Raw genomic sequence first — 22,385 nt, 5'->3', positions numbered from 1 at the left:
GTCACATCGGCGGTCTGTCCGGACCCTTCCACGCCTCGCCGCACCGGGGTGACCAGCACCCATTGCCGCGTGATGCCCCGACGGGCGACCTGAGCTGGCCAGCTGAATCGTTCAAGCCGAGCGCGGCTCCCACCGAGGTGAGCAAGGGACCTTTGCTACCGCGGGTTCAGTCGCTCCCGTTGGCGCGGTGCCGGTCGTGCCCGTTGACCGGACGCTTTCCCGAGTCCTGGGAACCGAGCTGCTTCACGAGCGCGGCGGCGCTGGCGGTGCCCGCCTGATGCTCGGCGAGCGCGCGGGCGAGCAAATCGGCGAGACCGGCGTCCGGCGGCGGTTCCTCCTCCGCGATCGCGCGGGCGTAGCTCTCCGGGAACGGCGTGATCGGCCGCCAGGAACCGGTGTCGGTCAGCGGGTCCAGCGCGGGCGGCATCCGCAACCGCGGCAGCCAGGGATCCGCGACCTCTTCCTTGGCGGCCGGACGGGCGTTCTCCTGAGTCCGCGGTGGCGTGGGATCTTCCCGAGGAGGCGGGGCGAGCGGGACGGCGGGCTCGCGGTACTCGACCGGAGGCTGTTCCCGGCGTGTCTCGGCGCGTTCTTCGGCGACGGGTTCGGGGTGCACGGGATCCGCGGCGGCGTCCGCACGGCGACGGCCGCCGCCCTGTCCACCGGAGCTCGAGATCCCGAGCCGGTCCAGCACAGATTTCGCCGCCACGGAACCGTGTTCGGCGTCGTGCCTGGTCTTGCGCGAGACGGGCGCCGACGACCGGCGGGCCCGCTCTTCGGCCGCCCATTCGTCGCTCTCCCACAACGGGGCGGCGGTGCCGGGCGGACGCGGCGGCGTGGCCTCCGCCGTCATCCGCGGCCGGGGCTCGGCGGCGGGCTCGGGTGCGAGAAGCAGTTCGGGGACGACGGGTTCCGAGGCCGCGACGGGCACCGGCTCCTCGGTCCGGGCGGGCGCTTCGGCTTCGGCCCGCCACCGTACGGCCGGAGCCGGGGTTTCGGGATGAGCGACCACGGGTTCGGCGGCGGTCTCACGCGCCGCGGGCGTCTCCGGACGACGACGGCGCCCAGGCTCCGGCTCGGGACGCGACACCGGCGCGGGTTCCGGTTTCGGCGGCGGCATCAGTTTCGGCGCGGCGGGTTCGGCCTTGGGCTCGAACCTGATCGACGGTTTGGCCTTCTTCGGCACCCGACGACGCCAGTCGCTGTCGGACTCCGCCACTTCCCGTGCGGGCTCCGGACGGGATGGCGGCTTCAACACCGGCGCTTCGCTCTTTTCGGCGACCGGCGTCGCGGGACGCTCCACCGGACGCGGCGGCTCGGCGGGACGCGCGGGCTCCGCGGGGCGTGCGGGTACCGACGCGCGCGCAGGCTCGACCGGCGTTTGCCGCACCGGCGCGGGCTCCGGCTGCCTGGTCTGCCGCACAGGCTGCGACTCACGCCGAACCGGCGGCTCGGCCGCGGCCCGTTTCGGCGGTGCCGCCACGTCGATCGGCGGGATCACCGCGGTCACCTCGGCCGGTTCCGGCGCCGGAACTGCCGACCGCGCGGCCACGGCCCGCAAGACGTCGTCGAGGTCGACAGCGGCGTTCTCGGCCGAGCCGAACTCGCCGACCAGGACGTTGCACGCCTGCCTGCGCGCGCGGGCGTGCAGATGCTCGGCGGCCCGCGAACGGTGCAGGCAGCCGATGGCCTCTTCGGCCCGGCCCAGCCGTTCCTCGATCTGCGCGAGCTCCAGCCACAGCCGTGCCGTGACGGCGTGCAGGTTGTGGTCACCGGTCCCGGCGACCGCCTCACGGACGAGCATTCCGGCGGCCTCGCCGGATCCCGCGGGCAGCAGGACCCGGGTGGCCACCGCCAGCCGCAGCCAGGCGGCGGGCGCGATCCCCGCGGCCCGGACGGGGGCGTCGAGGATCGGCTGCGCGACCTCCAGCGCCATCTCCGTGTCGCCCCGGTCCAGCAACGTGCAGACGAGTTGCAGGATCAGCCTGATCCGGACGAGACCGCCGTCGTCGTCCGGGTTTCCGAGCTTCTCGAGCATGCCCAGCCCGGTCCGCGCGGCATCGGCGGCCGCCGTCAGGTCTCCGTGCCGACGGCGGTGCGCCGACACCCCGACCCGCAACATCGCGCGGATCAGCAGCTGCGAGTCCGCCGTCATCGAGGCGTCGCCGAGCACGAGCTTGTCCGCCTCGGCGAGCACCCGGTCCAGTTCCGCCTTCCGGCCGAACTGCGCCAGGCAGCCGACGAGGTGACACAACGCCTCGGCCCGGTGCGACGGCGAAACCGCCGGATCCGCCAGCAACGGACGCAACGCGGCCAGCCCCGTCAGCGGGATGCCGACGCTGCGCGCGCAGACCGCCAGGTCGATCCTCAGCCGGGCGGCGATGTCTCCGTAGCCCGCGTGTTCCGCGGCGCGCAGGGCGGCCACGGCGCGGCCGACCGTCCGAGGACGGCCACCGAGCCGCACCCGGGCGCTCACCACCAGGCTTTCCGCACGGATCCACTGCTCGTCGGCTCCGGCGGCCTCGGCGAGCGCTGCCGCGCGCTCCCCGAGCACCAGGGCGAGCTCGGGCGCCCTCAGGTGCAGGGCGTCCGCGCGTTCGATCAACCTGCCGACAGCGGACAGGGTTCCCCCGGTGGCAGCCGTCCGCCCACCCACCATGGTGGTGGGCGAGCCCGGCCGTTGGCGCTTGCTGGCTTCCACGGGGAACCCCCGGCCCTCAGTCGCGGGTCAGCTTGCGATGGGTGACGCGGTGCGGACGAGCCGCCTCGGCACCGAGACGCTCGACCTTGTTCTTCTCGTAGCCCTCGAAGTTACCTTCGAACCAGAACCATTGCGAGGGGTTCTCGTCCGTGCCTTCCCAGGCGAGGATGTGCGTCGCGACCCGGTCGAGGAACCACCGGTCGTGCGAGATGACCACGGCGCAGCCGGGGAACTGCTCGAGAGCGTTCTCCAGCGAGCCCAGGGTCTCGACGTCCAGGTCGTTCGTCGGCTCGTCGAGCAGGATCAGGTTCCCGCCCTGTTTGAGGGTCAGCGCCAGGTTCAGCCGGTTGCGCTCACCACCGGAGAGCACGCCCGCCGGCTTCTGCTGGTCCGGGCCCTTGAAACCGAACGCGCTGACGTAGGCACGCGAGGGCATTTCGGTCTGCCCGACGTGGATGTAGTCCAGCTTGTCCGAAACCACCTCCCATACCGTCTTCTTCGGGTCGATCCCGCCGCGATTCTGGTCCACATAGGACAGTTTGACCGTCTCGCCGATCTTGACCCGGCCGTCGTCCGGCTCCTCGAGCCCGACGATCGTCTTGAACAGGGTCGTCTTGCCGACACCGTTCGGCCCGATCACGCCGACGATGCCGTTGCGCGGCAGGTCGAACGACAGCCCGTCGATGAGCACGCGGTCGTCGAAACCCTTGCGCAGCTTCTCGACCTCGACGACCACGCTGCCCAGCCGGGGCCCCGGCGGGATCTGGATCTCTTCGAAGTCGAGCTTGCGGTGCTTGTCCGCCTCCGCGGCCATCTCCTCGTAGCGGTCGAGCCGGGACCGCGACTTGGTCTGACGCGCCTTGGCGTTGGACCGGACCCATTCGAGCTCGGACTTCAGGCGCTTCGCGAGCTTGGCGTCCTTCTTGCCCTGGACCTCGAGACGCTCGCGCTTCTTCTCCAGGTACGTCGAGTAGTTGCCCTCGTAGCCGACGACGCGGCCGCGGTCGAGCTCCATGATCCACTGCGCGACGTTGTCCAGGAAGTACCGGTCGTGCGTGACGGCGAGGACGGCGCCGGCGTAGTTCGCCAGGAACTGTTCCAGCCACAGCACGCTTTCGGCGTCCAGATGGTTGGTGGGCTCGTCGAGGAGCAGCAGGTCGGGCGCGGACAGGAGCAGCTTGCACAGCGCGACCCGGCGGCGCTCACCACCGGAGAGGTGGGTGACCGGCTCGTCCGGCGGCGGGCAGCGCAGGGCGTCCATCGCCTGCTCGACCGTGGAGTCGATCTCCCACGCGTCGGCGTGGTCGAGCTCCTCCTGGAGCTTGCCCATCTCCTCCATCAGCTCGTCGCTGTAGTCGGTCGCCATGAGCTCGGCGACCTCGTTGAAGCGGTTGAGCTTGACCTTGATGTCGCCAAGGCCCTCTTCGACGTTCTCGCGGACGGTCTTTTCCTCGTTGAGCTCCGGCTCCTGCATGAGGATGCCGACACTGGCGCCAGGCTGGAGGAAGGCTTCGCCGTTACTGGCCTGCTCGATCCCCGCCATGATCTTCAGAACGGTGGACTTACCCGCGCCGTTCGGCCCCACCACGCCGATCTTGGCGCCGGGGTAGAACGCGGTGCTGACGTCGTCGAGGATGACCTTGTCCCCGACGGTCTTGCGCACCTTCTTCATGGTGTAGATGAACTCGGCCATACAAGCGATCGTAGAGCGAGCCGATCGCGGCCTTGACGGCGGTCACCACCGAGCTACCGACAGTCAGCCCGATATCACTGAGTGAGCACCGGCACCTCACGCCACGGGTGCGTCCTCCAGCGCGATGACCATGGGATTCCCCGCGGGCGGCAGGGCCGACGGGATCGCCCTGGGCCGATCCCGTCCCATCCGGTGGATCTCGGCCGAGCACCGGGCGAGGTTGGGGCCGATGGAGAAGGCCTCAAGCTCAGGTAGACCCAGAGGTGCCGGGATCTCCTCCGCCGTCTCCGCGCCGCGCAGCCGCCCGGCCACGATCACCGGGTCGCCTTTGCTCAGGCAGGAGAACGCCGCCATCGCCAGCTTGCGCCAGCAGGTGACCTTGACCGCGAGTTGCCGCCCCTCGCCCCACTCGCCTCTTTCCTTGTCGTACCGGCGTTCGACACTCCGCAAGCCGAACGACACGACGTCGTGCCCGTGCACCCGCTCCGGATGGTGGACCGGTTCGCTGGTCAGGTTGCCGATCATGGTCACCCACGTTTCGCCCATCGCCATCACACTCGCCCTTCTCCTCGTTCCGGGACTTTCCCGTCCGTGATCACAGACTGCCGCGGATCGAGGGCGGAAAAGGGACGTGAACCGGATCTGTGGACAACTCCGGGCGTTGTGGACAACTCGGGGCGGAGCGCCGAGGACAGTGGGCGGGGTGTGCTAGGAGCCGGACCCCGGACCTCGCCCCTGATCGGCGAGTTTCTTCAGCATCGCGTTGTAGGCGTTCAGATCCGCGTCGCCCGAGGCCTCCTCGCGGCGATCCCGGCGCCGCGCCTCCCGCTCGTCCTGACGCGCCCACTGCACCAGCAGCGCGACGAGCACCAGCAGCACCGGCAACTCGCCGGACGCCCACGCGATCCCGCCGCCGAGCCGCTGGTCGGTCAGCAGGTCGGTGACCCACGGCAGTTTCAGCCCGCGGTAGAAGTCCTGTCCGAGCACGGTCTGCATGCTCATCAGCGCGATCCCGAAGAACGCGTGGAACGGCATGGCGGCGAACATCATCCCCAGCCGTCCCAGCGGCGGGAGCCGTCGCGGCGCCGGGTCGACCCCGATCACCGGCCAGTAGAAGACGTAACCGGCGAGCAGGAAATGCGCGTTCATCGCCAGATGCGCCCAGTGGTAGTTCAGCGCGGCGTCGAACAGGCCCGAGAAGTACAGACCGTAGAAGGAACCGACGAACAGCAGCAGCGCGACGATCGGATGCGTCAGGAACCGTGAAAGCGGCGAGTGCACGAACGCGAGCAGCCATTCGCGCGGTCCGGGCGGGGCGTCCTTGCCCGCCGTGGGCAACGCGCGCAGGGCGAGCGTCACGGGGCCGCCGAGCACGAACAGCACCGGCGCCACCATGGACAGCAACATGTGGTTGCCCATGTGCACGCTGAACATCGCGGGCGCGTACCGCCCGATGCCGGACGACGTCGCGATCAGCAGCACGAAACAACCCGCGAGCCACGCGATGGTCCGGCCGGTGGCCCAGGTGTCGCCGCGACGGCGCAACCGTCGCACCCCGGCGATGTACAGCCCGGCGAGAACGATCGCGAGGGTCCCGTAGACGAGGTCGAACCGCCAATCCGTCAGCAGCCGGAGCACGGTCGGCGGACCGTGGAGGTCGTAGCCGATCAGCAGTTCGGTGGTCGACGGCTGGGTGAGCGATTCCTGCGGCGGAGGGGTCTTCGCGAGCCCGGTGGCGATGCCGATCGTGATGAACATGATCAGCACCTCGACCGCGGCGAGCCGCAGCAGCTGACCGCCGCCGGCGCCGTTCACCAGCCCGGCGACGCCCTTCTGCCGTTGCTGATGCCCGAAGACACCGAGCAGCAGCAACGCGACGATCTTCGCGACCACCAGCAGGCCGTAGTCCGTGGTGAACAGGTCGGCGATCCTGATCCGCACGAGCGCGTTGACGATGCCGGAGACCGCCATCACGATCCAGCAGACCAGTGCCAGCTTGGAGAACCGGGTCGCGGCGAGCTTGAGGTTCTCGCCGCGGCGCCAGCCGAGTGCGAGCAGCGCCACGAGCCCGCCGACCCACAGCGCGGCGGCGACCAGGTGGTACAGCAGGCTGTTGGTCGCCATGTCGTGCGAGCCGCCGCTCGCGGAATGCCCCGTGACCGCGACCGGCACGAGACCGCCGACGGACAGGAAGAACACGACCGTCGTCCAGCCCCAGGTCAGCGCGAGACGGCAGCCGAGCGCGACCAGCAGTGCGATCAACGCGGTGAACAGCCATGCCTTGGGCTGCTCGATGGCGTCCACGAGGTCGATCAGCACCTGCGGCGACAGCACCTCGGTGAAGGGACGCCCCGCGCCGTCCGCGGCCGAGAAGAAGATCGACGCGGCGGCGGCGAAGAACCAGACCCACGCGGCGACACCCGCGACGCGGATGGCCGCGTAACCGTCGGCCGCGAGCGTGCCGGACTTCTGCGGCGGGACGAGGAACGCGGCGAGCAGCAGCGAACCCACGCACAGCACCGAAGCCGCCTCGGCCAGCACGCGGACGACGGTGATGCCGTAGCGCGTCACCAGGCCCGGGTCCGGGAGTCCGGCGATGACGTAACCGGCGCCACCGGTCAGCGCGACCAGGCCGACGGCCACCACCGCGGCCAGGAGCGCCCCGATCGACACCAGCGGCAGGACACCGGCCTTCCGCGCGGATGGGGCCGGTTTCGTCTCGGGGTCTGAAGGCACGTCACGAGGGTATGCCGGACGCGCAACCGGCAAGATGGCGGCGTGCGGATCATCCTGCTGAGGCACGCCGAGTCGCTCGGCAACGTCGACGAGCTCGCCTACACCCGGATCCCCGACCACGCGCTGCCGCTCACCGAAGCCGGCCGCGAGCAGGCCAGGCTGGCGGGCCCGGAGATCGAGGACCTGCTCGAAGGGCAGCGCCCGGCGGTCTATGTGAGCCCGTACCTGCGGACGCGGGAAACGTTGCGGCTCATGGACATTCGTGACTCCTGCGAGCGGATCGTGCCGGAGCCGAGACTGCGGGAACAGGACTGGGGCAACCTCCAAGATCCGCGGGAGCAAGAGGTCCAGAAACAACGGCGCCACGAGTTCGGGCACTTCTTCTACCGGCTGCCGTTCGGCGAGTCCGGCGCGGACGTGGACGACCGGGTCGCCGCGTTCCTCAGCGAACTGGCGGCCTGCGGCGAAGATCACCCCGAAACCGTGCTGGTCGTCTCACACGGGCTGACCATCCGGCTGCTGTGCCGCCGGCTGTTCGGCTGGAGCATCGAGCTGTTCGAGTCCCTGTCCAACCCGACGACCTGCGAATACCGGGTCGTCGAGCGGGTGGGCGACAAATGGACGCTCGACCGCCCGTTCCGTCAGTGGCGGGACTCACCCGACGGGGAGACGCAGGACTGAGGGAGCCAGGAGCACCACTCTCGTTCCCAGTCCCGGGCTGGATTCGATCCGCGCGAAACCGCCGATCTCCGCCATCCGCGCGATGATCGAATTCTCGAGGCCGAAGCCGCGCCGCCGGTCGCCGACGTCGAATCCGGCGCCGTGATCGCGCACCGTCAGGGAGACCCCGCCGCCGATCTCCTCGACGCTGACCACGGCCCGCCTGGTCCCGGAGTGCTTCAACGTGTTCCGCAAGGCCTCCCTGACCGAATCGTGCAGTGCCACGGCCGCTTCCTCCGCGAGTTCGGGAGCGCAGTCGTCCTGGATGACCACCTCGGCGCGCAACCCCTCCGCGGCCATTTCGGCGGCGAGCAGCCGCAGCCGTTGATGCAGTCCCATTCCCTCGGCGGGTTCGTGTTCGAGGCTGATCCGGAGGCGCATCGCCTGAGCCCGAGCGGTCCGGCGGACGCGGTCGAGGCTGGCCGCCGGGTCGAGTTCGTCGGCGGGCGCGGGGATCGCGAACGACTCCATCACCTGCAGGACGGTGTCGTGGACGTCGCGGCGATGCCGCTCGCGTTCCGCCGCCCGGCCCTGCTGCTCCCCGAAACCGAGCGCGAACCGCATCGAAGCGCCGACCACGCCGACGATCGCGAGCGACGCCACGAGCGCGGTCGCGAGGGTGAGCAGGAGACCGAGCGGCGAGCCGAGGTGCAGCACGATGTTCAGCAGCACCGCGCCCCCGATGGCGAACACGCCCGCGCGCGTGCCACGCAGCAGGGCGCAGATCATCACCGTGCCCATCAGATGGGTCCAGGTGATCGACGTGATCGCGCCGTCCTGCGTGAACGGCGCGGCCGTCAGGACGAACAGCGCGGCGAACACCGCGTCCGCCACCGGAACCAGCCACGTCCCGGCCGGGGGACGGCGGAAGATCCAGACGGCTTCGGCGACGTTCGGCACCAGGTGCAGCAGCACGAACATCCACAGCACCGAACCGCCGGTGCCCGCCGTCCACAGCGCCTGCGCCAGCATCACCAGCCGGAACGCCACCGGGACCAGGATGAGCCAGGGCAACGTGGTCTGCACCAGCCGCGCCGGAATCCCGGCGCCCCCTCCGAGCATCAGCACCCTCACGCCGCCCCTCCCCCGGATCAGCCTTCCTGAAATGACGACAAAGTCGCATTCATTTCAGTTTACCGAGCAATCAGCTTGCCCGGGCTCCGGCGAGGATGTCAACGGGCGACGGGTTCGGCGGCCTCCTCCCGGTTCCGCGCCCGCGCCGCGGCCACCGCGGACGGCACGATCAGCGCCGCGGTCAAGCCGACGAAGAGGAACGACACCGAAAGCGACGTCACCTGCGCGATCCCGCCGATCAGCGGCGGCCCGGCGAGGAAGCCGGTGTAGGCGATCGCCGTGACGAACGCCAGCTCCCGCTCGCCTCCGGTGCCGTCGGCGCGTTTCCCCGACGCGCCCGCGAGGCTCAAGGCGATCGGGAAGGCCGCGGCCAGCCCGGCACCCGCCAGCGCGAAGCCGATGAACCCGAACACCGGCAGGCTCGCCACCGCGGCGAGCACCAGACCCGCCGCCGCGATCCCGGCGCCGACCGCGAGCGCCCGCGTCGCGCCGAAACGGTTCTGCAGCCAGGCACCCGCGAGCCGGGCGAGCGCCATGGCCAGGGCGAACCCGGAATAGGCGAAGGCCGCGGCGCCGTCGCCGACGCCGTGCACAGACGTCATCAGCAGGGCGGACCAGTCCGAACTCGCACCCTCGGCGATGGCCGAGAACAACGCGATGGCGGCCAGCAGCCAGAGGACGGGACGTTTGATCGGTGGCACACGCGGTTTCCCGACGGGCTCGGTGTGCACGGGCCGCGCGCCGGGCACGGCCGTGATCACGAAGGCCAGCACGACCAGGGCGGACAGCGCGGCGACCGTGAGATGCCGTCCCGGCGACCACTGATGTGACGCGGCGAATCCGGCGGCGACGGAGCCCGCCAGCGCGCCGAAGCTGAATCCGGCGTGCAGGGTCGGCATGATGGCCCGCCCGGATCGGCGTTCCACCTCGACTCCCGCGACGTTCATCGCCACGTCCAGCGCGCCGACGCTCGCACCGAGGACGAACAGCGCCCCGGCGAGCAGGGCGACCGACGTCGAGAAGCCGATCATCGGCAACGCGGCGCAGGCGATGATCGTGCTGCCCGCGACCACCGCGCGGGCGCCGTGGCGTTCGATCAGCCGCCCCGAAACCGACGCCGCGATCAGCATGCCGACGCTGGCGCCCAGCAGGGCCAGCCCGAAAACGCCCGGTGAGGCGTTCACCCTTTCCGACAACGCCGGAGTCCGCGGCGCCCAGGAGCCGAGCGCGGCCCCGTTGAGCGCGAACACGACGAAAACGGCCGTACGGTCACGCATAGACCCCAGTCTCCTTCCGATTCCTCTTCCCCCAGAATGACTTAAGCGCTTCAGAAAGTCCACCGGCGTTCCCCCGGACTACACTGCGCCGGTGACCAGCACGCGACGGCGAAGGCCGACGTTGGACGATGTCGCCGACGCCGTCGGGGTGTCGCGGGCGACCGTGTCCAACGCCTACAACCGGCCCGATCAGCTGTCCGCCCAGCTGCGGGACGAGGTGCTTCGCGCGGCCAAGAAGATCGGGTACGCGGGGCCGAACCCGACCGCGCGCAGTCTCGCGACCAGCCGCACCGGCGCGATCGCCGTCCTGCTCGACGCGAACCTTTCGACGGCGTTCTCGGATCCCGCGTTGTCGCTCACCCTCGACGCGCTCTCGACCGTCGTCGATCCCGAAGGCCACGCCCTCCTGCTGCTTCCCGGCGACGGCGAGAGCGGCGGCCCGCGCGCGGAGCGGATCCTGACCGCGCAAGCCGACATCGCGGTGGCGTATTCGCTGGCAGACGGCGCGCCGGCGCTGACCGCGGTCCGCGACCGGGGGATGCCGCTGGTGGTGATCGACCAGCCGCATATCCGCAGTTCGGCCAGGATCGGCGTCGCGGACCGGGCGGGCGCGGCGGCCGCCGCCCGGCATCTGGTGGAACTCGGGCACCGGCGGATCGGGATCTTCTCGGCGCAGTGCCTCTCCGCGCCGCGCGGCGGGGAATTGAGCGTGGCCGAGGCCGGGAACAGCCGGTTCCACGACAACCGCGAGCGGATGGCCGGCTACCTGGAGACACTGGCCGAAGCGGGGATCCCGGCGGCGGACGTGCCGATCTGGGAGGCGTCCGGACTCTCGGTCGAGGGTGCGCTGCCAAGTGCGTTCGGCCTGCTCGACCGGCATCCGCGGCCGACGGCGCTGCTGTGCATGTCGGATCTGCTGGCGCTGGCGGCGATCTCGGCGGCCAGACATCTCGGCCTGTCGGTGCCGGGCGATCTTTCGGTCGTGGGCTTCGACGACGTCCCGCCCGCCCGGTGGTCCGAACCACCGCTGACGACCGTCCGGCAGGATCTCGCCGCCAAGGGCCGGGCGGCCGGCGAGCTGGTGCTGGGCCTGCTGCGCGGGGAGAAGGTCCCCGCCCCCGCCGAGATACCCGCCGAACTGGTCGTCAGGGACTCCACCGCGCCCGCGTAGCAGCCGCTTTCGGCGAACACAAGGCGCTCCCGGCGATATGTGGACAACTCGCCCCGATCGAGCGGCGCACAACTACTTATCCACAGAAGTAGAAATGCGGGCAGACAAAGCCTTCCCCGCGCGCCATCGTGGAATCACACATTCACCGACGGCGATCCAGCCGCCGATTCACGGGGGAGAACCCAGCCATGCAACGACGTTTGACGAACCTGCGCGCCCGCCTCCCGCACGTGCTCCTGCTCGCCCTGGCGGGCTTGCTGACCAGCGCCGGAGTCGCCGGTGCCGCCACCGCGCCGCCCCAGCCCGGCTGCCAGAAGGGCGAGTTCTGCGTATGGGGCGCGGAATCATACGGCGGCGCGGTGCACAAATTCGACCTGCGCACCTCCAATCCCGAGGAATGCATTCCCCTGCCCGAAGGCTTCGACGGGCATTCGTTCGTCAACCGGCTGAGCCGTGACGTGACGATTTACCAGAGCGAGGAATGCACGACGGAGGGAGATTTCATCACCTATCCGGGTGGCGGCACCTACGTACCCCAGGGGCCGTTCGTGATCCGCGCCCTCAAGATCTGGGACTGACCACCCCGGCGGTTCGTGCCGATCGCTCGCGGAAGAGTCGACTCGCGACCTGCACGAACCCAGGGGCCGCTCCCCCGAAGCGGCCCCGGCCCGTGAGCGCGTCACCCCGCGTCGTGACGCGCTCACGGGTGTTCCAAAAAACGGTGGGCTCGACCTGAAACGATCTGGCGGTGTCGAACGATCGACAGGTTGGCGACGGCTAAGCTGCCGATGCTGGGCGACACCCAACGTCGCCGACGTCGGCCCTCGTAGCTCAGCTGGATAGAGCAAGAGCCTTCTAATCTCTAGGTCGCAGGTTCAAGTCCTGCCGGGGGCACGTCGCAGAGGAGAACGGGATCGGAGGGGCCGGACAGGCCCCTCCGACCTGGACTGGGCACTGTGATCCCGCATACCCACCAACCTTGCCGAAGATGCCCTCGGGCCGAAACCGGCCACCGCTCGTGAAAAAGTACTCAACCGGGACCAGGCTCGGTTGCTCGTCAACCTCACCTCGGGACCGTTCCTTCGCATCGTCTCGGAGAACCCTGCGCTACCGGTCGATCTCGTAGCGCTATCGACCGCGACTCGCCGGGTTCAGATGGTCGATCAGCTGAGCGAGCTGGTCGGCGTAGCGCTTGACGAACTCGGGAGACTCCGGATCGGCCCCCGCCAGGCCTTCGATGACGTGAGGCAGGGTCACAGGGGCCATCGCGGCGGCCATCACCATCACGGTCAAGCACTCCGGGTCGACCCAGGCCGGCAGCTCTCCTGAAGTCCGCAGCCGCTCGATCTGCTCCACGGCCCCGCCCAAGCGCCTCGCCCTGGACGCGTGGTCCGGATCGCTGTCCGGGCCGTCGTATTCCAGACCGGACCATGCCAGCAGACGCATACCTTCTCGACCGGAGAGGACTTCCAGAACGTAGCGGCGCAACTGCTCCGGAAGAGGAGTCCCCGGTGCCACCAGCTCACTCTGCCGCCGACCCCACCCTTCCGACATCGCCTGATACAGACCCTCTTTACCGTCGAAGTAGTAAGAGATCAGCTGCTGGTTGACGCCGGCACGAGCCGCGATCGCCGCGATCCGGGCACCCGCGTACCCGTGCGCGGCGAATTCCGCCATGGCCGCATCCAAGATCAACCGGCGCGTACGGTCCGCATCCCGCTGTCGTTTCTGCGGCTTTGGCGACCGGCGAGGCTTCGAAGCGGTCACCATCTCGACTATACATGCGAACAACTGCCCCATTCGGGTGATCGACTTGAATGGGGGAGATTAGTGACATCGTCCAGTGAGAGCATGACTCCAGAGGCACTGCCGACAGTCTCGACCGGAAGAGCAACGGTTCGGCACTATTCGACGAAGACCGAAACAGAGTGCGGAAAGACCACCACGGCGCACTATCGCTCCGAACGGTGACTCTGCAGGAACTTCAGCGCCCATGGAGTCACCACAATGAGACGTCGATTGACCACTGCCGCGATTCGCGCCAAACCCGAACTGCGCACATATCCCACAGCCCGACATGCTCGGGCATCACACCCAGCCGATGCGACGTTAAAGCAGGGTGACAAGTACGTGACGGTGATTCACCCGTCGATGACTTCGCGAGAACTCGGCAGCAGGAGCCGGCTACGCAGGCCGCACAAGGATCACCCGGACGATTGCCGAACACGCTGCCGTCCAACACATAGACCCAACAAGGGAACCACACTGACAAGCCTGCTCACCTGCTGCGAATTCGGCCTCCAGAGAGCTTTGCCGCCGTGGAATTCATTGCGACCAGCGCGCGAACCGCGGTTTCAGCTTCGCTGCTCGACCACAAAACCGAAGCCCTTTCACCATTGATTGAGTTTCTTGACACAGGGACACCGAAACCTATACCATCCTTTCTTGGCATGATATGCATGAAAGTCAAAAGACTCGCCTTTATCGTGCCTGGGGGGAGGATCCACTGGTGGATTTGCAATGCAAAATTCTGGGGTCTTTGGCAGTCAGGGTAAATGGGCAAGATGTCACGCCGAGCGCACCGAAAATGCGTAGAATTCTGACACTTTTACTACTGCGGAGCAACACGCCGGTAAACATTGACGACCTTGTGCTGGAGCTGTGGGGAAACCGGCCCCCGCCCAGCGCACGCACGACGGTGCACACCTATATCCATAAACTGCGTTCGCTGCTCTTCCCCGCCCACCTTTCGAGACATGGTTTCGCCTTGCACACCAGACAGCAGAGCTATTTCCTCGAGATGCCGCCGCCCTGCCTCGATCTGCACCGGTTCCAGTACCTGGTACGACGAGGAGAGAGCGCGCTGGAGCGTGACGAGCCGCGGCTGGCCGCGGAATCGCTCCGCGAAGCGTTGCGCCTGTGGAGAGAGCCGGAGATGAGCGCCATGGAGACCGGTGCAGTGCTGGCCGCGCATGTCACCGGTCTCGAAGAGAGCAGGCTCCGGGCCCTCGAGCTCCGCATCGGAGCGGATCTGCAGCTTGGGCGACACCGTGAGCTCTTGAGCGAGCTGAAAGAACTCGTGATCACGAACCCACGTAGCGAGGTGTTTCACGGTCACCTGATGCTCGCGCTGCATCGCTGCCACCGCCGTGACGAAGCTTTGCGCGTCTACCAGCGATTCCGCCGCGAAATGGTCGAGGAAATGGGCCTCGAGCCCTCGCACTTCCTGCAGCAGGCGCATCAGGCCATCTTGGCGGGCGAGCCGGTGCCGAACACCGCCCCGAGGAAAGCACAGGCCGTCATCGCGGCCGAACGTCCCGCGCAACTGCCGAGTGACAGTGCTGACTTCGTCGGCCGCGGTGGCCTCGTCGAGGACTCGATCCTGTGGCTGACGTCAGCCGGACTCGCAGACCTCGCACCGAGAGTGTTGTCGGTGCACGGTATGCCGGGAGTGGGCAAGACCGCCTTCTCGGTACGCGTCGCGCAACGGGTGCGAGCCCGATTCGAGGGCGGACAGTTGTACGCCTGTCTCGGTGCGAGTGGCGACGAAGCCAGAGAACCGGCGGACATCCTCGGCGCCTTCTTGCGGGCGGCGGGCTTTTCCGAAGGACGGTTGCCCGGCGACCTGGAGGACAGGGCAGCGCTCTTCCGCACTTGGACGTCGATGAAGCGGGTCCTCGTCGTGCTCGACGACGTCCGCTCCGCCGAACAGATACAACCGCTGATTCCCGCGGGGCCGCGGTGCGCTGTCGTGGTCACCTCCCGACGGGGGATCCACCCGGCGGTGGGATCACGTTTGGTCGGCCTCGACCCGCTCGAACCGGCCGAGAGTGCGGAGCTCCTCTCTGCGATGGTCGGCAGGGAACGGATCGCACGCGAACGTGCCCAGGTGGACCGGATAGCCCAGTTGTGCGGCGGTCTTCCCTTGGCCTTGCGAGCGGTCGGCGCCCAGCTCAGTGCCGTGCCCGGCTGGCCGATCCGGACCGTGCTCCACCAGCTCGAACAGGGTGTACGCAGGCTCGACACCTTGTCCTTTCACGACCTGGACGTACGAGGACGGATCGCCGGCAGTTACCGCGACATGCCGAGACGAGCCCAGCTCGCGTTCCGGAAGTTCGCCACCGCCGGGACTGCCACGTTGACCGAAGCCGAGGCAGCCTCCTCTCTCGGTTACGACCGGTTCGAGATCGGCAGGATTCTTCTCACGCTCGTCGATCACGGGCTCCTTCGAATATCCGGAGAAACGAATTCGGCAGTGAGCTACGAGTTCCATCCGCTGATTCGCTGCTACGCCGAAGAACTCGTCGAAGACGCCGCACGCCGCCGCCCACCGATCCGGCGGCACCGAGCGCGGTTCTGTACGCATAGGCGCCGACGTCGGCCCGGCTGAGCACCGGGCCGACGTCGCTCGTTCAAGCCAGCAGGCAGAGGTCCTTTTGCGTGGCCAGCGCGCGGCCGACCGCCCGCACACTGGGTAGGAACCAGTACTGGGTATGGCCGATCCGTTCGTCGAACGTGGCCACCTCGATCAGCCGCAGTTCGGCCAAATCCTCCAGCAGCGACTCGGCGTGTTGCTCGTCGACCTCCAACGCACCGGCCACCAGAGCCGCCGAAAAGCAGTCAGTGTCCATTTTGGCCAGTCTTCGGAAGGCTTCTTGAGCATCCGGGCGAGCCACCGAACAGCTCCGTTCGACACTGCCCCACAGGCCGAGAATGTCAGTGCCGAACGACGATTCGCAGATCTCCATGCTCAGCCGGCCGACCGCTCTCGCGATCGCCCAGTGCTGACGAATCTGCAAGAGCGCGGCGGCCGAATGCAGCGCCAGCGGCAGGCCGTCGCACAGCTTCACCAGTTCCCGGGCCGACTGTTCATCCCTCGAAACCCGGTCACTGCCCAGAACTCCGGTGAGCAGCTGGATTCCTTCAGGCTCGGTGAGCGGCCGCAGTTCTACGGTCATACTCGTCGCCGCGACGAAAAGGCGCCGACGACTGGTCACCAGGACACCGCAATCCGCGCTCGACGGCAGCAAGGGGCGCAGCTGTTCGGCGCTGACCGCGTCGTCCAGCACGAGAAGCACCCGATGTTCCGTGGTCCAGGTGCGGAACATCCTGCTGCGTTCATCCGTCGACGAGGGGATCCGCTCATCCGCCACCCCCACCGCCCGCAGGAAGCCCGCCAGCACCTCACCCGGCTCGACCGGGCTGCCGTCGCCGTCGAGCAGCTTGGCGTAGAACTGTCCGTCCGGATACTTGTCCACGGCCTGATGCGCGACGTGGTTGCAGAGTGCCGTCTTGCCGACACCGGGAGCACCGGCGATGACGACGACCGTCGCGGCCCGGCCCCGTCCGGTGCACAACGCCTCCAGTGCCGCGGTGCTCTCGGCTCGTCTACCGATGAGAACTGCGCCCTCCGGAGGCAGCTGACGTGGGGGCCTCGCCCGCCGAGTGAGGACCGTACTCCCTCCGGACGTCGACAGAGACAGGCTCTGGTCCGCGCTCAGGACCGCGAGTTGCAACCGCTGTAGCGACTCGGTGGGGTCCAGGCCGAGTTCGGTCGCCAACGCGTCCCTGGTGCGGTGGTAGACGTGCAACGCCTCGGCCTGTCTGCCCGCCCGGTAGAGCGCCAGCATCAATTTCGCCTGGAAACCCTCGTGGGTCGGATACTGTGCCCCCAGCATGGTGAGCTCGCCGAGCAGTTCATTGTGCTTGCCCAGCTGGAGATCCACGTCGATGCGCTGCTCGAGGACGCCTTTGCGGAGTTCTTCCAAACGTCGCGTCTCGGCGTCCAGGATCGGCCCCGTGCTGACGTCTGCCAACGCCGGGCCTCGCCACAGCCGTAAGGCCTCCGCGAGGGTCTCAGCCGCGGTCTCGACCGCTCCCGATTCCAGCTCTGCCCGGCTGCGCCGGGCCAGCCGCTCGAAGCGGCTCGAGTCGAGCGAATTCGACGGCAGCGTCAGGACATAGCCGTTCGTCAGAGTGTGCAACGCGGCACCACCCACGTCGGCCGCACGAGCGGAACGCACCCCTTGCGCCGGCGAAAGCCCCAGCAACTTCCGCAGTTGGTAGATGTAGGTCTGTAAGGTCGTGGCGGCACTCGTCGTCGGCCTGTCCTCCCAGAGTTCGTCGATGATCTGATCGGTTCGGACGAGATTGTTGGCCTGCAGCGCGAGAAGGCTGAACATTCGACGAAGTTTCGGCGCGGACGGAGTGATCACCACTCCTTCGCGAGACACTTCGAGCGGGCCCAGCAGATTGACCTCCATCGTCAGCACGCTCCCCCAGTTGTCGGTAACTCGACGGCCCGTACGTAATGTGCGGATATCGATTTCCTTCGGGCGCCCTTGTGAGTGCCACCAATCTATCCGGTATGACGACTCCCGCCCTTGAAGTTCGGTGGTGGCTTACTACAGCGGATCCTAGACTGTTACCGGCTGACCGAACCCGCGCTCGGGCCCATGGCCGAACGTTTCGCAAGCCGATGACCAGCACTTATCCGCAGGCGACGTGGAAGACGGCCGCTTCCTGCGGGCCCCGCGATCCGTTGTCGCCCCATTGGCGTCATCCGATCGATGTAGCCGGGTTCCCGCTCCCCAAGACTTTCCGCACGGACGCGGTCGACCGACGGCCGATGCCGGTGCGCGACGACGCACCTAGCGTTGACGGCAAGGGAGATCGGAGAAGGGGGAAGAACCGTGTCGTCAGCCGGTACGCCGCGGATAGCGGTCGTCGGTTCGGGGCCCGCGGGGGTGTTCACCGTGGAGGCCCTGCTGAAATCAAACTGCCGTCGGGCCTTCGACGTGTTCGACCGTTTACCCGCTCCGTACGGACTGGTTCGCTATGGCGTGGCGCCGGACCATCCGAGGATCAAGTCGGTGAGCACCGTTTTGCGGAGGGTGCTGGAGAATCCCGCCGTTCGATTCTTCGGCAACGTGACGTTCGGCCTGGACATCGGCCTCGACGATCTCCTCACCCACTACGAGGCGGTGATCTTCGCGACCGGAGCACCCGGGCATCGCGAACTCGGAGTGCCCGGCGAGGACCTGCCCGGCAGCAGGGCCGCCGGCGAATTCGTCGCGTGGTACAACGGCCATCCGGACGCGCCCGTGGATTTTCCGTTGCACGCAAGGCAGGTCGCCGTGCTCGGCGCGGGAAACGTCGCGCTGGACGTCACCAGGCTGCTGGCCAAGGACCCTCGGGAACTGGTAGGCACGGACGTTCCGGATCATGTCCTCGATGGCTTTCGGTGCAGCAGTGTCACCGACGTCCACCTGGTGGCCAGGCGGGGCCCCGTACAAGCCAAGTTCACCACCGTCGAACTCCGGGAACTCGGCCTGTTGCGCGGTGTCGACGTCCTGGTGCGGCCAGAGGAGCTGCGGTTGGACGAGGCCGACGAACGAGCACTCGAATCGAACCGGCAGGCGCGAGCCAACGTCGACCTTCTGCGAGAGTTCGCGCGACGCCCCACGACGGATGCCACCCGGCGGATCCATCTGAGGTTCTGGCGAAGTGCGGCCGCGATCGACGGCGATGGCGCGGTGCGCGAAGTGCGGTTGGCCGACACTCGCCCGGGCGGCGGCGCCGACGAGGTGCTTCCGGTCCAGAGTGTCCTCCGAGCCGTGGGATATCGCGCGGATCCGTTGCCAGGACTTCCTTTCGAAGGGCGCACCGGGACGGTGCCCCACCGCAAGGGGCGGGTCGTCGACGGCGGCGCACGGCCGGTCCCCGGCTGCTATGTGACGGGGTGGCTCAAGCGCGGTCCGACAGGGGTGATCGGGACCAACAAGGCGGACGCGGTCGAGACGGCGCGTTGTGTCATCGAGGATCTCGCGGACGGACACCGTTCCCGGGCATCGGATCCGAACTCCGTGCCACGTCTGCTGAATCGCCGTGGCACGGAGTTCGTGAACTGGTCGGACTGGCTGCGCCTCGACTCCTACGAGATCAACCGGGGCCGGGCGCAGGGCCGGGATCGGAGTAAGGTGTCGGATCTCGACGCGATGCTGGCCATCGGCAAACGAGGTCAGTGAGAGGTCCGGCGCACGCCTTCAGTGCACGACCCGATCGAGCAGTTCCAACTGGGTTCGCTCCGCCGAGCACGGCATGAGGATCAGCTCGGTACAGCCCGCGTCGGCATAGGCGGCCACGGCCTCGCGTAACCGTGCCGGATCGGTCAGTACGCCCTTCGTGATCCGTTCGGTCGCCCTTTCCCCGAGAAACGCGTAGTACTCGCCGACGTAGCGCCGCGCCACGTCGGTGCTACGAGATCCGAGCGCGAAGTAGGCCAGTGCCAGCAGCCGCGGCCGTTCCGCCCTTCCTTCGGCGGCCCAGCCGCGCCGAGCGCGCTCAGCCAGTTCCCGGTACCCGCTGGCCGAGCTGCCGCCGGAGATCCATCCCTGTCCGTACCGGGCCGCCCGCCGGATCGCGGTCTCGGTGTGCCCGCCGAAGATCAGTGGCGGGCTTCCTCGGTAAGGCGCCGGGCCGATCAGTCCGTCGGGCTCCGCACCCGACCAGATCGACGTCATTCGCTCCACTGCCTTGTCGAGCGTACGGCCTCGCCGCGCGTAAGGCAGGCCCGCGGCGACGAAGTCGTCTTCCCTTCCCCCCGCCGCGAGACCGGCCACCAGACGTCCGCCGCTGATCCTGTCAAGGGTGGCGAGCTGCTTCGCGAGAAGAGCGGGATTTCCTCGATATGGTGCGAGCAGCACGGTCGCGGCGAGCCGGATCCGCCGGGTGACACCGATCGTGGCGGCCAGCGCGGTCAAGGATTCGCAGTTGCCGTACACGAGCCGATCCAGTGTCGCCAGCGAGCTGAACCCGGCTTGGTCGGCGTACCGGGCCCAGCCCAACAGCTGTTCACCTGCCACACCGCACACCGCCGCGGGGAGGCCGACTCCGATCTCCACCAGGTCAACCCGCCTTGTGGCCGATCACGACGGTGTCGTTCTCGCCGAGCGGAGCGACCTCTGTCGTGTCGAAGCCGGCTTCGATGAGCCAGCTCTGGTATTCCGACGGTGTGTACTCCGCGCCCCCCGGCGTGGTCAGCATCATGTCGAGGCTGATGATCAAGTTGGTCAGATCGGTGCCCTGCTCGTCCACCATGCGGTCGTAGACGACGATCTTCCCGCCGGGGCGCACCGCGTCGAAAGCCTTGCGCACCAGCATCCTGCATTCGTCCGGCGACCAGTCGTGCAGAACGTGGCCGATGACCACCACGTCGGCGGGCGGAATGGAATCCGTGAAGAAGTCACCCGCCTGGAAGGCGATCTGCCCTTCGAGACCGAGCGCACGCATGTGCTCGTCGAACGGCGACCGCATCTCCGACAGATCGAACACGGTGCCCGCGAGGTGCGGATGCGCCTTCACCAGGCCGCCTGCGAGATTGCCGCGTGCGCCACCGACGTCCACCACGGTACGGTAGGCGGACCAGTCGAGGGCTTTGGCCAATTCCGGCACGATCAGGCTGGTGAGCGCGTCCATCATGCCGAGAAAACTTCGGAGCCGGTTCGGTTCTTTGATCATCTCCATGTAGTCGGCCTCGGCGGTGGGCTTGCCGGTCCGCAGCATCTCCCCGAACCGGCCCCACGCCGGATAGAGCATGTGGTTCGCCCGTTCGAGGAAGCCACCGACGTATCCGTCGTTGCTTCGCACGAGGTGGCGATCGGCAAGCGGGCTGTTGCGGTAGTGCCCACCGGTGTTCTCGAGAAGACCGAGCCCCGCGAGCACATTGAAGAAGTCGCGCGCTCCCCGTGGATGCAGGTCCAGCTTCACCCTCAGCTCTTCCGCGGTCAGCTCTCCGTCGCCGAGAACGGTGAACAAACTCAGTTCAAGCGCCGTCAGAAGGCACTTCGCGGTGCAGAAGGCGGTGCCGATCTCGAAAACGGCACTCGGGCCCTGGCCTTGGATGCTCGGTGCGTGGGTTGTCATTACCGGTATTCCTCCTTGTTTCGGGGGAGCGTGCCTTGCACATCGGCTTCGTGTGTCGCCAGGACGACGGCGGCGTCCTGATCTCCGTCGCCCGCCGCGACGACGCCGGCGTAGCGATGGGCGAGGGTGTCGGCCAGCGGGAGGGTGACCCCCGCGCCCTGTGCCTCGCTCAGCAGGAGCCGGACGTCCTTCTCCATCAGGCGGGCCCGGAACGCGGCCGGCTCGTAGCTTCCGGTGCGCATGAACTCGGCCCGGAACGCCAAGACCGGCGATCGGACGCCGCTGCTCAGCACGGTGTCCAGCAGTGTCCCGCGGTCCAGCCCGGCGACGGCGGCGAAAGCGACCGCTTCGGCCAAGGCGACCGTCTGCGCGCCGAGCAGGAGATTGAAGGCCAGTTTGAGCGCACTCGCCTGACCTGGCTGTCCAAGATGGACGAAGCCGTCTTGGCTCAACGTGTTCAGGACGTCGCGGACGGACTCGGCGTCGTCGCGTTCTCCCGCGGTGAACACCCGAAGCCCGCCGGACCGGGCCATCCGGGGATTGCCGACCACGCTGGCCTCCACCCGCCGCACCCCCGCGTCCGCCAGCCGACGCGCCGCCACGCGGGCGTACCCCGGCGATACCGCGGAGGTGTCGATCACGAACGTTCCTCGGCGCAGCCGGGGAAGCAGGTCTTCGAAAAGCACTTCGTCGACCGCGGCCTCGTCGCTCAGGCTGAGCAGGATCAGTTCGGCCCGCGCGACGGTACCGATCGATTCGGCCAGAGTCGCTCCAGCCGCGACCAAGGGCGCCGCCTTCCCCGCCGTGCGGTTGTGGACCGTCACCGCGAATCCGCTTTCGAGCAGCCGGTGCGCCATCGCGGCGCCCATGTTGCCCAATCCGACGACGGTGATTTCCGTCGGCTTCATACCCGGATCCCCGGCCTGCTGATGACCTTTGACATCGGATGCCTCCGTCCGTCGATCCGGCGTGCGTCGGATCGAAGGTTCGCGACATGGCCTCCAAACGCGCTGGTGCTCCGTTGAACCGCGGGAGATCGAACGTGCCCAGCGAGTTTCCATCCGCACTACAACGTCCGCGCGCACCGTG

16 protein-coding genes and 1 tRNA gene are annotated in these 22,385 nt (G+C 68.3%); 6 read left to right on the top strand and 11 right to left on the bottom strand.

Features of this window, described 5'->3' with window-relative positions; translation table 11 throughout:
* Positions 1-166 precede the first annotated feature (166 nt).
* The 4 genes from AB8M46_RS38305 to AB8M46_RS38290 form a co-directional block, all read right to left on the bottom strand.
* Complete coding sequence (locus tag AB8M46_RS38305) at positions 167-2,701, bottom strand: hypothetical protein (RefSeq protein WP_394363364.1); 2,535 nt, start codon at positions 2,699-2,701, stop codon at positions 167-169.
* Between the two features lie 16 nt (positions 2,702-2,717).
* A complete protein-coding gene (gene ettA, locus AB8M46_RS38300; RefSeq protein ID WP_007034699.1) occupies positions 2,718-4,394 on the bottom strand; it encodes an energy-dependent translational throttle protein EttA in 1,677 nt (558 codons plus the stop codon).
* Positions 4,395-4,490: 96 nt separating this feature from the next.
* Positions 4,491-4,940: a single-stranded DNA-binding protein gene (locus AB8M46_RS38295; protein ID WP_394363363.1), complete on the bottom strand. Its 450-nt coding sequence runs from the start codon at positions 4,938-4,940 to the stop codon at positions 4,491-4,493.
* 162 nt (positions 4,941-5,102) lie between these two features.
* Positions 5,103-7,130, bottom strand: coding sequence for a cytochrome c oxidase assembly protein (locus tag AB8M46_RS38290; protein WP_394363362.1), 2,028 nt, complete (start codon positions 7,128-7,130; stop codon positions 5,103-5,105).
* Positions 7,131-7,172: 42 nt separating this feature from the next.
* Here AB8M46_RS38290 and AB8M46_RS38285 point away from each other — a divergent pair, with 42 nt between their 5' ends.
* A complete protein-coding gene (locus AB8M46_RS38285) occupies positions 7,173-7,811 on the top strand; it encodes a histidine phosphatase family protein (protein WP_350591521.1) in 639 nt (212 codons plus the stop codon).
* Here the strand turns inward: AB8M46_RS38285 and AB8M46_RS38280 are convergent.
* Complete coding sequence (locus AB8M46_RS38280) at positions 7,785-8,918, bottom strand: sensor histidine kinase (protein ID WP_394363399.1); 1,134 nt, start codon at positions 8,916-8,918, stop codon at positions 7,785-7,787. The two genes, AB8M46_RS38285 and AB8M46_RS38280, sit on opposite strands and share 27 nt — an antisense overlap.
* A gap of 104 nt (positions 8,919-9,022) precedes the next feature.
* Positions 9,023-10,201, bottom strand: coding sequence for an MFS transporter (locus tag AB8M46_RS38275; RefSeq protein WP_037347661.1), 1,179 nt, complete (start codon positions 10,199-10,201; stop codon positions 9,023-9,025).
* 121 nt (positions 10,202-10,322) lie between these two features.
* Here AB8M46_RS38275 and AB8M46_RS38270 point away from each other — a divergent pair, with 121 nt between their 5' ends.
* The 3 genes from AB8M46_RS38270 (at position 10,323) to AB8M46_RS38260 (ending at position 12,266) form a co-directional block, all read left to right on the top strand.
* Positions 10,323-11,372, top strand: a complete 1,050-nt coding sequence (locus AB8M46_RS38270) for a LacI family DNA-binding transcriptional regulator (protein WP_394363398.1) — start codon at positions 10,323-10,325, stop codon at positions 11,370-11,372.
* A gap of 188 nt (positions 11,373-11,560) precedes the next feature.
* Positions 11,561-11,950 (top strand): peptidase inhibitor family I36 protein, encoded by a 390-nt coding sequence (locus AB8M46_RS38265; RefSeq protein WP_394363361.1) that lies wholly within the window; start codon positions 11,561-11,563, stop codon positions 11,948-11,950.
* Positions 11,951-12,192: 242 nt separating this feature from the next.
* Positions 12,193-12,266 (top strand) — tRNA-Arg (locus AB8M46_RS38260).
* Between the two features lie 234 nt (positions 12,267-12,500).
* On the opposite strand, the gene AB8M46_RS38255 is transcribed toward AB8M46_RS38260, so the two are convergent.
* Entirely contained in the window at positions 12,501-13,139 is a 639-nt protein-coding gene (locus AB8M46_RS38255; RefSeq protein ID WP_394363360.1) for a TetR/AcrR family transcriptional regulator, read from the bottom strand.
* A 742-nt stretch (positions 13,140-13,881) separates the two neighbouring features.
* Between AB8M46_RS38255 and AB8M46_RS38250 the strand changes: the two genes are divergently transcribed.
* Positions 13,882-15,762, top strand: coding sequence for a BTAD domain-containing putative transcriptional regulator (locus AB8M46_RS38250; RefSeq protein ID WP_394363359.1), 1,881 nt, complete (start codon positions 13,882-13,884; stop codon positions 15,760-15,762).
* A 22-nt stretch (positions 15,763-15,784) separates the two neighbouring features.
* Here the strand turns inward: AB8M46_RS38250 and AB8M46_RS38245 are convergent, their stop codons facing one another.
* Positions 15,785-17,635, bottom strand: a complete 1,851-nt coding sequence (locus AB8M46_RS38245) for a BTAD domain-containing putative transcriptional regulator (protein WP_394363358.1) — start codon at positions 17,633-17,635, stop codon at positions 15,785-15,787.
* 429 nt (positions 17,636-18,064) lie between these two features.
* Here AB8M46_RS38245 and AB8M46_RS38240 point away from each other — a divergent pair, with 429 nt between their 5' ends.
* Entirely contained in the window at positions 18,065-19,399 is a 1,335-nt protein-coding gene (locus tag AB8M46_RS38240) for an FAD-dependent oxidoreductase (protein WP_394363357.1), read from the top strand.
* An 18-nt stretch (positions 19,400-19,417) separates the two neighbouring features.
* Here the strand turns inward: AB8M46_RS38240 and AB8M46_RS38235 are convergent, their stop codons facing one another.
* From AB8M46_RS38235 to AB8M46_RS38225, 3 genes are read right to left on the bottom strand one after another with little or no spacing between them, the layout of a single operon-like run.
* The gene (locus AB8M46_RS38235) at positions 19,418-20,275 is read right to left on the bottom strand and encodes an LLM class flavin-dependent oxidoreductase (protein ID WP_394363356.1); all 858 of its coding nucleotides are present in this window, start codon (positions 20,273-20,275) and stop codon (positions 19,418-19,420) included.
* A gap of 4 nt (positions 20,276-20,279) precedes the next feature.
* Entirely contained in the window at positions 20,280-21,296 is a 1,017-nt protein-coding gene (locus tag AB8M46_RS38230; protein ID WP_394363355.1) for a methyltransferase, read from the bottom strand.
* Positions 21,296-22,357, bottom strand: coding sequence for an NAD(P)-dependent oxidoreductase (locus AB8M46_RS38225; RefSeq protein WP_394363397.1), 1,062 nt, complete (start codon positions 22,355-22,357; stop codon positions 21,296-21,298). The genes AB8M46_RS38230 and AB8M46_RS38225 overlap by 1 nt, the downstream gene beginning before the upstream one ends.
* Between the last annotated feature and the right edge of the window lie 28 nt (positions 22,358-22,385).

The organism is Amycolatopsis sp. SB7-3 (assembly GCF_041021335.1).
Classification (GTDB): Bacteria; Actinomycetota; Actinomycetes; order Mycobacteriales; family Pseudonocardiaceae; genus Amycolatopsis; species Amycolatopsis japonica.
The sequence above is the reverse complement of the archived record's forward strand: the minus strand, read 5'-3'. Positions and strand labels throughout refer to the sequence as shown.

Bases quoted from the DNA above. Each gene is read 5' to 3' on its own strand.
- ettA (WP_007034699.1), bottom strand. From the start codon at position 4,394: ATGGCCGAGTTCATCTACACCATGAAGAAGGTGCGCAAGACCGTCGGG.
- AB8M46_RS38295 (WP_394363363.1), bottom strand. From the start codon at position 4,940: ATGGGCGAAACGTGGGTGACCATGATCGGCAACCTGACCAGCGAACCG.
- AB8M46_RS38275 (WP_037347661.1), bottom strand. From the start codon at position 10,201: ATGCGTGACCGTACGGCCGTTTTCGTCGTGTTCGCGCTCAACGGGGCC.
- AB8M46_RS38265 (WP_394363361.1), top strand. From the start codon at position 11,561: ATGCAACGACGTTTGACGAACCTGCGCGCCCGCCTCCCGCACGTGCTC.
- AB8M46_RS38245 (WP_394363358.1), bottom strand. From the start codon at position 17,635: ATGGAGGTCAATCTGCTGGGCCCGCTCGAAGTGTCTCGCGAAGGAGTG.
- AB8M46_RS38230 (WP_394363355.1), bottom strand. From the start codon at position 21,296: ATGACAACCCACGCACCGAGCATCCAAGGCCAGGGCCCGAGTGCCGTT.
- AB8M46_RS38225 (WP_394363397.1), bottom strand. From the start codon at position 22,357: ATGGAAACTCGCTGGGCACGTTCGATCTCCCGCGGTTCAACGGAGCAC.